Below are 12,518 nucleotides of genomic sequence, written 5' to 3' on the forward strand. Positions count from 1 at the left end.
CGGCTTCTCCGCGGGCGGCGGCGAAGTTGCCCGCTATATCGGCCGCCACGGCACGAAACGGGTGGCCAAGGCCGCGCTGATCTCCGCCGTCCCGCCGCTGATGCTGAAAACGGCGGCCAATCCCGGCGGCTTGCCGATTGAGGTGTTCGACGGGATCCGCCTCGGCTCGATTGCCGACCGCTCGCAGTTCTACAAGGATCTCGCCAGTGGCCCGTTCTTCGGGGCCAACAGGCCCGGCGCCAAGGTCTCGCAGGGCATGATCGACTCATTCTGGCTCCAGGGGATGCAGGCCGGTCACAAGAACACCTTCGACTGCATCAAGGCGTTCTCCGAGACGGATTTCACAGATGACCTCAAGAAGTTCGACGTGCCGACGCTGATCATTCACGGCGACGACGACCAGATCGTGCCGATCGGCACCGCGGCTCTCCGCTCATCCAAGCTGGTCAGGAACGCGACCCTAAAGATCTACGCGGGCGCGCCCCACGGCCTCGCGGACACGCACAAAGACCAGCTCAACACCGACCTGCTGGCATTCCTTAAGACCTGAGGTCGCTTTGCCGGCGCCGCCTGGCTGGTCCGGTCGCCGCGCTGAGCTAAAGCGAGGGAACAAATGGCCAAGGCAAGTTCGACGAACCGGCCGGGCAGAAGGCGGTGCCCTTAGTTCGCATTAACGGATCTTCTGTTCGATCTTTTTCCGGACGTGCCCAAGTTCCTCCGCGGCGTGTGACTCTCTCGACTCCTCCTGCGCAGCGACGACGAAGGTTTCTACGTCTTGCACCGCCTCCTTGAATCGCTGCGCGGCCTGATCCAGGTTGTCGACGCTCGCTTCGCGCTGCCCGCTCTGGAGGGGGCCCTGTGAGCCCGCAGTCACTGCGATGATTGTTTCGACCACGGCCTGCCCTACCTGTCCAGTTGCCTCACGCAGCTCGGTCAACGGCGGCTGCACCGTGGGGCCGCTCGTTCCAAGCGCATCCTCGGCAGGGACCACGATCGTGTCAACACGCTCGACGGCCTGCTCGATCTGGTCCGTGGCGCCCTGCAGCTTTTCGACGATTGCGGCCTGCGCCTCGGTAGCCAACGGCTCCGAAGTCTCTTCCGCCACCGAGATGAGTTTTTCGACGCGTGCAACCGCCACCTCGATCTGCTGATCGACAGCATCAACGACATGGTCCGCCGTCGCCGGGTCGATGCCCATGCGACTCGTGCGGGCTCGGAGCCGGACGCGGGCCTGTTGCCGGAGTGCCCGGACACGTGCGCGAAGATTTTCCCATGGACTGCCGACGAGGCCCGCGGGCTCCGCTACAGGCTTCGCGTCGACCACCATGGTATCGAGCAGCACCTGGATGACGCCGGTCATCGGAATCGCGATGAGGACGCCGAGGATACCGTACAGGGTGCCGAAGGCGAGGACGGCCAATAGGCCGACGAGGGCGCTCACGCCCACAGCGTGATGCATGATGCGGGGAATCAGGACGTTGTTCTCGATGAGTTGGAGAAGCACCGCGAGTCCGATCACCAAGAGCACCGTGTGCAGGCCCAACGGCAAGGCGACGAGGACCGCGGGACCGACGGCCAGGACCGGTCCGATCGACGGCACGGCTTCGAGCAGACCCGCGAGAACGGCGAGTGCCAGGACGTTCGGCAGTCCGATCAGCGCGTAGCCGAGTGCCGACGCTGCCCCGATGGACAACATTGCCAGCCCTTGACCGCGCATGAAGCCGCCGAGCTTGGACTCGATCTCGTGCCAGACGTTGAGCGCGCGCGGGCGTCGCTCGACCGCGAGCAGTGATAGGAGCAGCCGCTCGAACCGCGGCACTTCCATCGTCCAGTAAAAGCCGATGGCGAGCACGGTCACGAAGTAGGCAGGGAGCTTGACGATGCTCATCGTCACGCCGAGGGTGCCCTGGTACAACTGCGGCGCGAGTTTTGTCAGATCTTGCGTCAGGCGCTCGAACGGAGGAAGCCGCTGCCCGAGAAAGTGGAACGGAGCGGTTCCACTCGCCTGGAGGTAGGAGCGAGCACTGACGTATGTTCCGGGCACTTCGGCCACGAACGTACCGATCTGCTCAATCAACACCGGGCCAACGACGAGCGCAATCAGAACGAGCCCGATGAGGAGGAAGAGGTAGATCAGTAGTACCGCGAGCCCCTTCGGTACCCCCCAGCGGCAGAGCACTACGTGCCAGGGCTGGAGCGCCGCCGCGACGACGATGCCGATGAAGAGCACGAGGAGGATGTCGAGCAGCAGGTAGGCGACGGCAGCCGCGGCCACCATGCCGATCACCACGGCCGTGGCGGCGGCGATCGGTCGCAGATCGATGCTGCCCGGACTGTTTGCGCCTTCACTCATCCAGTACTGGTTCCGAAGTAGGCGGAGATGTTCCTTGATGAAGAAGATAGCCGATCTCCGCCGGCAGCGTCAGAGCGTAATACTATGCGCGTAGAACCACGCGCGTAGTCCTCCGAGCTTGCGGCGGTGCCACGTTCTCCTGTATAAGGACGGCTCTTCATTCGGCTCGGCCATGCCATCGATTCTATCGGCGCCAAGCGCGTCATGCCTGACACCGTGGAGTCGCTCTGTGCTGCCCTGCCTTGACGGGGAGCGGGGGAAAGGGATCGTCCGAGCGCCACGGCACGAGTGCGCCAGCTGTTCCCGCATAACCATTGCTCTGCGGGACCGAGGATAGGCGGCACAGATGAATAGAGATGTTGGTCGTCCAATTGTCGAGTTTTCCACGCTCGTCGAAGTCCTTCGGTGGCGAGCCCTTCACCAGCCCGAGCAGCGGGCCTATACCTATCTGCTCGATGGAGAAGTAGAAGGGGACCATCTGACCTATGCCGCGGTGGACTGCCAGGCCCGGAGGATCGGTGCGCTGCTCCAAAGCTACAGAGCAAGGGGAGATCGCGCCTTGTTGCTCTATCCAACAGGTCTCGAGTTCATCGCCGCCTTTTTTGGTTGCTTATACGCCGGGGTGATTCCCGTCCCTCTGCCCCCGCCCAATCCGGCCCAGCAACAGCGGACTCTCCCCAGGCTGCGGGCCATCACAAACGATGCGCTACCGTCGCTGGCGCTCACCACGTCATCGATCCTCTCCAAGGTTGAGGGTCTGTTCTCGCAAGCTCCGGAGCTACAGACAATGCGCTGGGTGGCCACCGACAAGGTTAGCGGCAGGCTGGAGACGGAATGGGAAGATCCTGCCGTGAGCAGCGACACGCTAGCGGTGCTCCAATACACTTCAGGCTCTACTTCGGCGCCGCGGGGTGTAATGGTCAGTCACGGGAACCTCCTCCATAATTCGGCCCACGTCAATCACGCTTTCGATCTCACACCAGACAGTGACGTGTCCGTGAGCTGGCTCCCGGCCTTCCATGATATGGGACTTACCAACGGAATCATCGGACCGATGTGTATAGGGAGTCCGTGTTTCCTGATGCCGCCCCAATCCTTTCTTCAGCGGCCGGTGCGGTGGCTTCAGGCTATTTCGCGTTACAAAGGCACCGTCAGTGGCGGCCCCAATTCCGCTTATGAGCTGTGCGCTCGCAGAATTACTCCAGAGCAACGCGAGACGCTCGACCTCAGCAGTTGGTACGCGGCATTCACCGGCGCGGAGCCAGTCCGCGCCGACACCATGAAACGGTTCGCTGCGGCCTTTGCATCCTGTGGTTTCCGCCCAAGCTTCTTCTATCCGTGTTATGGACTTGCCGAAGCCACTCTGATGGTGTCAGGCGGGCTGGTGAAGGATGAGCCCATCGTTTGCGCGACCCAGGCGCAAGCGCTGGCGCAGAACCGCATCGTTGAGGCCTCCGAGCAGCAACCGAATGTGCGGACGCTGGTGGGATGTGGCCGCGCCATGCCCGATACCAAGATCGTCATTATCCATCCCGAATCGTTGACCCCTTGTGCACTGGGAGTAGTGGGCGAAATCTGGGTGTCAGGCCCGAGCGTTGCTCAGGGTTATTGGAACCGACCTGAAGAAACAGAGCGCACTTTTCGAGCCCACTGGAATACCGGTGAAGGACCGTTTCTCCGCACCGGAGATTTGGGATTCTTGAAAGATGGCGAGCTGTTTGTCACCGGTCGCTTGAAGGATTTGATCATCATCGGCGGCCGCAACCTTTACCCCCACGACATTGAATTGACGGTGGAACAGAGCCATCCCGCAATACGGCCAGGTTGTTGCGCGGCGTTTTCGGTCGATGTTGCCGACGACGAACGTCTGATACTCGCAGCCGAGGTGGAACGCCGCCACAAAGCGGCGAGTCGCTGCCAGCAGGATGAGGACGCGCGCCCTCATCCGAAGGGGCGTCTGCAGTTGGATGTCGAGGCGGTGGGTCGGGCCATTCGGCGAGCGGTGGCGGAAGTGCATGACGTACGAGTGCACGCCGTGGTGCTACTCAGGGCCGGCAGCCTTCCCAAGACTCCCAGCGGCAAGCTTCAGCGTGGTGCGTGCCAGGTCAGCTTCTTGAATGGCACGTTCGATAGGCTGTGAGCAGTGCGCGATGTGGGGAAGTGTCCAAGCACTGATGCGAATCTGTCCATCGGTGACGAAGAGGAAAGTTTTCAAGTGGATTCTCGGACCGCAGAAGTCATCCAATCCTGGCTGGTCGCACGGCTTTCCGAGTTGTTGGAGATCGAGTCTCACGAGATAGATGTCCGGGAGCCCTTTGCCAGCTACGGGATGGGCTCAGCGGAGTTGGTCAGCCTCTCCGGTGAACTCGCAGAGTGGCTTGGACGCCAACTGTCTCCTGATCTGGCATATGAGTGCCCCACCATCGAGACTCTTGCTCGGTATTTGGCAGAGTCACCCGATGTGGCGCAGTCAGCCACCACGGTTGGCGAGGATCGGCAGGCACAACCTGAACCGATCGCCATCATCGGCATCGGCTGTCGATTTCCCGGCGCCAACAACCCGCAAGCTTTCTGGCAGTTGCTGCGCGACGGGGTCGATGCCATCAGCGAAGTGCCAGCGGAGCGCTTCAACCTTGAAGTCTTTTTCGATCCAAACCCGGCGATTCCGGGCAAGATAAACACTCCGTGGGGCGGCTTCCTCGATCAGGTGGATCAGTTCGATCCCCGTTTCTTTGGTATCTCGCCGCGGGAAGCTGCACGCATGGATCCCCAGCAGCGCCTCCTCCTGGAGCTCACGTGGGAAGCATTGGAAGATGGCGGACAGGTGCGGGAGCGCCTCGTCGGCACCGATACCGGTGTGTTTGTCGGCATTTCGAACAACGATTACGGTCGCAGGCAGTTGAGTGATTTCTGTCGTATCGACGCCTATGCGGGCACCGGCAATGCCCTGAGCATTGCGGCCAACCGTATCTCCTACGTGTTTGATTTCCGGGGGCCGAGTATCGCCATCGACACCGCCTGTTCCTCATCGCTGGTGGCCATCCACCTGGCCTGTTGCAGCCTGCGATCCGGAGAGTCGACGCTGGCTCTGGCCGGGGGCGTGAACCTGATCCTCTCGCCGGCGGTGACGATCAGTTTCACCAAAGCGGGGGCGATGGCTCCGGACGGGCGCTGCAAAACCTTTGATGCCCGGGCCAACGGCTACGTTCGCAGTGAGGGTGCGGGTCTCGTCGTTCTGAAGCCCCTCTCGAGAGCGTTGGCCGACGGTGATCCGATCTATGCCGTCATTCGTGGCAGCGCAGTGAATCAGGACGGACGCAGCAACGGACTCATGGCTCCGAATCCGCTGGCCCAACAGGCGGTCCTGCGAGAAGCCTATCGGCGAGCCGCAGTCTCACCGGGCGACGTTCAATACGTCGAGGCGCACGGCACCGGCACCTTCTTAGGCGATCCGATCGAAGCGAAAGCCCTGGGTGCCGTGCTTGCCCTCGACCGTCTCCCCGGGCGCCCCTGCGCCCTGGGCTCGGTCAAGACCAACATCGGCCACCCGGAGGCCGCAGCCGGCATCGCTGGATTGATCAAGGTGGCGCTGGCGCTCAAGCATCAGGAGATCCCACCGAGCCTGCACTTTCAGGAGCCCAACCCGCATATTCCTTTCGACGAGCTCCCGCTCCGAGTGCAGACAACGCTGGGTCCATGGCCTGCGGAGTCGGGTCCGGCATTGGCCGGGGTGAGCTCATTCGGTTTTGGTGGAACCAATGCTCATGTGGTCCTGGAAGAGGCTCCCCGGTCGAATGCAGAGATGCACAATGCAGAAGGCGGAATGGAAAGTCGCGAAATCCGCCAGACCCAATCTGCGTACCTGCTCCCACTGTCGGCACACAGCTCGGAGGCCCTGCAGGCTCTGGCTCGAGCGTACCGAGACTTTCTGGCAATCCCGGAGTCCACGGTGTCGCTGCACGACCTCTGTTACACGGCCAGTGTGCGGCGCAGTCACCACGACTACCGTCTCGCCGTGACAGGCAATTCGCCGGCGCAACTGGCCGAGGGCCTGGAGGCGTTCTTGCGAGGAGAGGTTCGTCCCGGCCTGTCTGCCGGTCGCAAGGTTTCAGGTCGCCCGCGAAAGCTGGTTTTTGTGTTTCCGGGGCAAGGGTCTCAATGGCTTGGCATGGGGCGAACGCTCTTGGAGCAGGACGCTGTATTTCGGGAGGTCGTGGAACGCTGTGACCGGGCGCTGCAGCCGTACGGAGATTGGTCTTTGCTCGCAGAGCTCGCTGCCACCGATGCAGCCCAGTCCCGGTTGAACGAAATCGATATCATCCAGCCGGCCCTCTTTGCCATGCAGGTGGCCTTGGCAGCCCTGTGGCGTTCCTGGGGCATCGAGCCACAAGCCGTGGTGGGCCACAGCATGGGAGAGGTGGCGGCAGCTCACGTCGCCGGCGCACTGAGCCTGGAAGATGCAGTACGGGTTATTTGCCATCGCAGCCGTTTGGTCAGGCCCACCATTGGGCAAGGGGCGATGGCTGCTGTGGAGCTCCCCATGGAGGAGGCTCGCCGCGTTCTGGTCGGCTACGAAGATCGCGTCTCCATCGCGGTCAGCAATAGCCCTACCTCGACTGTGTTGTCAGGTGATCCGGCAACGCTGGATGCAATCCTTGATCAATTGCAGCGTCAAGACATCTTCTGCCGTACGGTGAAAGTCGACTTTGCCTCCCACAGCCCCCAGATGGATCCCTTGCGGGCTGACTTGTTGCTGGCGTTGGAAGGGCTGGAGCCTCGATCTGCATCCGTGCCCATCTACTCGAGCGTGACCGGCACGGTCAGCAACGGGCTGGAGCTCGAGGCCCTCTATTGGGGGAGGAACCTGAGAGAGCCTGTGCTCTTTTCGACCGCGGTGCAGCGGTTGATGAAAGATGGACATGACATCTTCCTGGAAATCAGCCCGCACCCCATTCTTCTCAGCGCCATTCAACAAGGGATGCATCACTTCGGCCAAGAAGGTGCCGTGCTCCCTTCCGGGCGGCGTGAGGAAGAAGACCACACGGTACTGCTGGGATCGCTGGGCGCGCTTTACGCTCTGGGGTACCCGGTGGACTGGAGCCGGACCTATCCGGCCGGAGGACGCTGCGTTCGACTCCCGTTCTACCCGTGGCAGCGAGAACGTTGTTGGCTGGCGACCGGGCCTGCGGCCGGCGTCTTTTCGGCAGATCCGCTCCCCGATGGGTCGCTCTGGGTTGCCAAGAGCGACACGGTGCCAGGCGACGATTCACCAGGCGTAGTTGAAGAGAATCTGGACGACTGGCTTTATGAGCTCGAGTGGCAATTCAAAGAGCGTCAGGCAGTGCAACGAGTCTCGCAACCTTCCTTGCCAGCCACGCCGCAGAGCTGGCTGATTTTCACCGACAGCAGTGGCGTCGGAGAAGCGCTGGCAGCACTGCTAAGCGCACAGGGAGAAAGGGGCATTCTGGTCGCTCGTGGCGAATCGTACGAGCACACGGACGGTGAGCATTTTCGTATCCGTCCAGACCGACCGGAAGATTTGCGACAGCTCTTCGAGGCTCTGGTATCTGATCAGACCCTCTGCCGTGGGATTGTCCATCTGTGGAGTCTCGATATTCCCCTTTTGGAGGAGGCCACCGTGGCCTCTGTGGAGGCAGTTCAGACTCTGGGCTGCGGCAGTGTCCTCACGTTGGTCCAGGAGCTGGCTGAGGCACCATGGCGTGACCTCCCGCGCTTGTGGCTGGTCACGCGCGGGGCTCAAGCGGCAGAAGAGGAGCCCTTGCCCTTGGCTGTAGCTCAGGCGCCTCTGTGGGGATTGGGTCGCGTTATTGCTCAGGAGCACCCGACGCTCTGGGGAGGACTGGTCGACCTGGAACCCAGGGTCTCGCTCGATGACGTTGCCGCGCATCAGTTGCGGGAGGAAATCTCCCGTCCGGATGGAGAGGATCAGTTGGCGTTTCGTCAAGGGCGGCGATACGTGGCCCGTCTGGTGCGCCAGCGCCACTCTGCCATGCAGGGACCTCCCCTGCGGTGGCGGCCTGATGGCAGCTATCTGATCACCGGAGGACTGGGAGGACTCGGCCTCTTGGTCGCCCGTTGGATGGTAGGGCAGGGGGCTCGGCGGTTGATCCTTTTGGGGCGCACGAGGCTCCCACCACGCTCGAGCTGGAGCTCGGTAGAAGCAGGAAGCCGCTGCGCTGATCAAATCGCCGCCATTCGAGAGCTGGAAGGCTTCGGAGCGAGCCTGCATCTGGCCGCGGTGGATGTGGCGGATGAAGGACAGTTGCGGGCGTTTCTGGACGAGTTTCGCGCTGAGGGTTGGCCGCCGATCCGCGGTGTCGTGCATGCGGCGGGAGTGCTGCAGGACGGACTGCTGTCGCAGCTTGATACCGCCGCACTCAATGCCGTTTTGCGGCCCAAGATGGTGGGTGCCTGGCTGCTGCATCGCCTGCTTGAAGACGCTCCCTTGGACTTCTTCGTATTCTTCTCTTCCGCGGCTTCCCTCCTGGGCCAGCCTGGTCAGGGGAACTATGCGGCTGCCAACGCCTTCCTGGATGCGCTGGCGCATCACCGAAGGGCCCAAGGCCAACCGGCCCTGAGCATCAACTGGGGAGCGTGGGCCGAGCTGGGCTTTGCGGGTACGACTGGGGGGAGGCGCCTCGCCAAGCACCTCGCGCTCCTGGGAATTCGGAGCCTCGCGCCGGAGCTAGCGCTGAAAGTGCTGGAACGATTGCTCCGGCTAGGCTCGACCCAGGTTGCCGTGGTTCCCGTCAACTGGGCACAGTATCACCAGTTCCATCCAGCGGGCACTGAATCACCGCTGCTCTCTCAACTTGCGCGTGCGGAAGCCGCCATCCCATTGCAAGCGGGTCATCCGGGAGAAAAGAGGGATACCCTCCTGGCGGCGAAACCAATGGAGCGCCAGCGGTTACTGCAGTCCTACCTGAGTGAGCAAGTGGCGCGCGTACTCGGGCTTCCCGCATCCCAGCTCGACGTCCAGCAACCCCTGACCAATCTGGGACTGGATTCCTTGATGGCTGTCGAGTTGAAGCATCGGATGGCGGTCGATTTGGGCGTCAACGTGCCGATGGTGAAATTTCTCCAGGGCTTCAGCGTCGCCGAGGCTGCAACGCAGATCCTCGAGCAACTCACAGCGGAGGCGGCCGTCCCATCGATGCCCGTCGCCGGTATCAATGACCCCCTGCTGGAAGACCTTGATGCGCTTTCGGATGAGCAAGTGCGTTCATTGCTCACCGATATGTTGGCCATAGAAGAAGCGAATGAATGAGCAACTCAACCCAGAGAGTTGCCGATCTCTCACCGGCAGAGAGGCGTTCCCTCCTGGCAACACTTCTGCGGAAGAAGGCGAGCGAGGCGCCGTCGCACTATCCGCTCTCCTACAATCAGCAGGGGATATGGTTCCTGCACCAGCTCGCACCGGAGAGCATGGTGTACAATGTCAATTTCGCTGCGCGCATCTGCTCCGACGTCGACATTTCCTCCCTGCGACGTGCGTTCCAAGCCCTCATCGATCGCCATCCTTCCCTGCGGACGACGTTCTCCGCGCGCTCCGGCAAACCCGTTCAACAGGTCCACAAACACCTGAAGGTTCACTTCGAGGAGAGGGATGCTTCGGCTTGGTGCGGCGATGAGCTGAAGACCCGCCTGGTCGAGGACGCGTATCGCCCCTTCGATCTGGAACGAGGGCCCCTGTTGCGGGCGAGTCTGTTCTCTTGCTCGGCGCACGAACACATCCTGTTGCTGGTCGTGCATCACATCGTGATCGATTTCTGGTCCCTCGCTGTGCTGCTGACTGAGCTCGGCGTGCTGTACTCTGGGGAACAAGCGGGCGTGCCAGCGGCTCTCCCTCCTCTTGATTTGCAGTACACGGACTACGTTCGTTGGCAGGCCGAGATGCTGGCGAGCCCGGAAGGTGAGCGGCTCTGGGCGTACTGGCGGAAACAACTGGGCGGGCAGTTGCCTGTACTCGATCTTCCGACCGATCGGCCACGACCGCTGCTACAGACATATTGCGGAGCCTCGCACGACTTCAGTCTGGACGACGAACTGAGCGCACAGATCAAAGTGCTGGCGAAGGCCCAGGGGGCGACCCTTTATATGGTCCTTCTGGCGGCCTTCGAAGTGATGCTGCACTATCACACCGGTCAGGAAGACCTCCTGGTGGCTTCGCCCATGGTTGGCCGGAGTCGGGCCGAGTTTGAAGGGATCGTGGGCCTCTTCACCAATCCGGTTTTCCTACGCGCGAATCTTTCTGGGAATCCCACCTTCCAGGCACATCTAGGCCAAGTGCGTCAGACGGTCCTGGCCGCTCTCGAACATCAGGATTACCCCACCCTGCGCTTGGTCGAACAACTTCGGCCCACCCGCGATCTCAGCCGTTCGCCCATCTGCCAGGTCATGTTCGTCTTGGACAAGCCGCACGGGCTCGCAGCACAGGGAGCCCCGACGTTCGTGCTGGGCGAAACAGGGTTCCGCATGGATCAGGGGGGACTGGTGCTGGAGTCCCTGCCCTTGGAACGTCGGGCAGCAACCCTCGATCTGGTATTGTTGGTCATTGAGACGACAAGATCGCTCTCGATCTCCCTACGATACAATACCGCACTCTTTGATGCGGCGACGATCCGGCGACTCGCACGACACTTCGAAGCACTTCTGCGCCATGTCGTTACACAGCCCGATGCCAGGCTGACCGCATTGAAGGCCATGCTCGCCGAGTCTGACCGGCAGATTCTGAGCGACGCCGAGCGACGGCAACTGTTGATCGAGTTCAACGATACCGAGACCGAGTATCCCAGAGACAAGTGTCTGCACCAACTGTTCGAGCAGCAAGCGGAGCGTACGCCCGCCACGGTCGCCCTCGTGTTCGAGGCGCAGCAACTGACCTACGCTCAGCTCAACGCCCGTGCCAATCAGCTGGCCCATTACCTGCAAACTCTGGGTGTGGGACCCGAAGTGCCGGTGGCCATTTGCATGGAGCGCTGCCTGGAGATGGTGGTCGGGCTTCTTGGCATTCTCAAGGCCGGCGGAGCGTATGTGCCGTTGGACCCGGCGTATCCGATGGAGCGCCTGGCCTTCCTGCTGGAAGATGCGCACGCGCCAGTGCTGCTGACGCAACGGCATCTGGCGGAGCGCATGCCCGCGCCTGGGGTGCACCTCGTGTGCCTGGACTCGGGCTGGGACGCCATCGCTCCGATGAGTGAACAGAATCCGGTCAGCACGGTAACCACCAAGAACGCTGCCTATGTGATCTACACCTCGGGCTCAACGGGACAGCCGAAGGGGGTCACAGTCGAACATGGTGGACTGAACAATGCCGTCCACTGGATAACCGAGACGCTCGAGTTGTCAGCCGAAGACCGCTGTCTTCTGAAGACTCCGATCACCTTTGATGCTGCTGGGCGTGAACTCTTCCCGATTCTGCTAGCCGGAGGAAGGCTGGTCATTGCGGCAGCTGACGGTCATCGGGATTGCCGCTACCTGGCGCAGATGATTTGTGAAAAACGGATCTCCATTCTACACTGCGTTCCGTCGCTCCTGCGCCTCCTCATCGAGGAGCCGGTTTTCGGTGACGCACTTGCCTTGCGTGCCGTCATGTGTGGGGGCGAAGTCTTGGCGCCCCAAGTGGTCATGGGGTTCCAACACCGCTCCAGGGCCAAGCTGTTCAACGTGTACGGGCCGACTGAAGCGACTATCGATTCGACATATTGGTTGTGCGAAGGGGGCATCGATCGTTCTGCGATTCCCATCGGACGACCGATACCGAACGCGCGCACATATGTTGTGGACGACGCACTTCGGCCTCTGCCGATCGGTGTTGCCGGTGAGCTGCACATCGGCGGGGTGGGCGTGGCCCGAGGTTATCTGAACCGGCCTGAGTTGACCGCCGAGAAGTTCGTTCCAGATCCGTTCAGTGTCGAACCGGGAGCACGACTGTACAAGACCGGCGACCTGGCCCGCTATCTGCCGGATGGGAACATCGAGTTCCTCGGCCGCGCTGACCACCAAGTGAAGATCCGGGGGTTCCGCATCGAACTGGGGGAAATCGAGGCCGTGCTTGGCCAACACCCTGCTGTGCGCGAGGCTGTCGTCTTGGCGCGGGACGACGCGCCTGGAGAGAAGCGATTGGTGGCCTATGTGGTCGCTG

At 61.9% G+C, this 12,518-nt stretch carries 5 protein-coding genes; 4 read left to right on the forward strand and 1 reads right to left on the reverse strand.

Annotated features, from left to right (window positions below; all coding sequences use genetic code 11):
- Positions 1–550: alpha/beta hydrolase (locus VF515_02995; GenBank protein HEX7406598.1), on the forward strand; the 550-nt coding region annotated here is incomplete at its 5' end.
- A 120-nt stretch (positions 551–670) separates the two neighbouring features.
- Here the strand turns inward: VF515_02995 and VF515_03000 are convergent.
- On the reverse strand, positions 671–2,353 hold the full coding sequence (locus tag VF515_03000; GenBank protein HEX7406599.1) for an AI-2E family transporter: 1,683 nt from the start codon (positions 2,351–2,353) through the stop codon (positions 671–673).
- A 346-nt stretch (positions 2,354–2,699) separates the two neighbouring features.
- Between VF515_03000 and VF515_03005 the strand changes: the two genes are divergently transcribed.
- The 3 genes from VF515_03005 to VF515_03015 form a co-directional block, all read left to right on the forward strand.
- On the forward strand, positions 2,700–4,493 hold the full coding sequence (locus VF515_03005; GenBank protein HEX7406600.1) for a fatty acyl-AMP ligase: 1,794 nt from the start codon (positions 2,700–2,702) through the stop codon (positions 4,491–4,493).
- Between the two features lie 75 nt (positions 4,494–4,568).
- Positions 4,569–9,641, forward strand: a complete 5,073-nt coding sequence (locus VF515_03010) for an SDR family NAD(P)-dependent oxidoreductase (protein HEX7406601.1) — start codon at positions 4,569–4,571, stop codon at positions 9,639–9,641.
- Positions 9,638–12,518: amino acid adenylation domain-containing protein (locus tag VF515_03015; GenBank protein ID HEX7406602.1), on the forward strand; the 2,881-nt coding region annotated here is incomplete at its 3' end. The genes VF515_03010 and VF515_03015, both read left to right, overlap by 4 nt.

The sequence above is a fragment of the Candidatus Binatia bacterium genome, from assembly GCA_036382395.1.
GTDB lineage: Bacteria > Desulfobacterota > Binatia > HRBIN30 > HRBIN30 > JAGDMS01.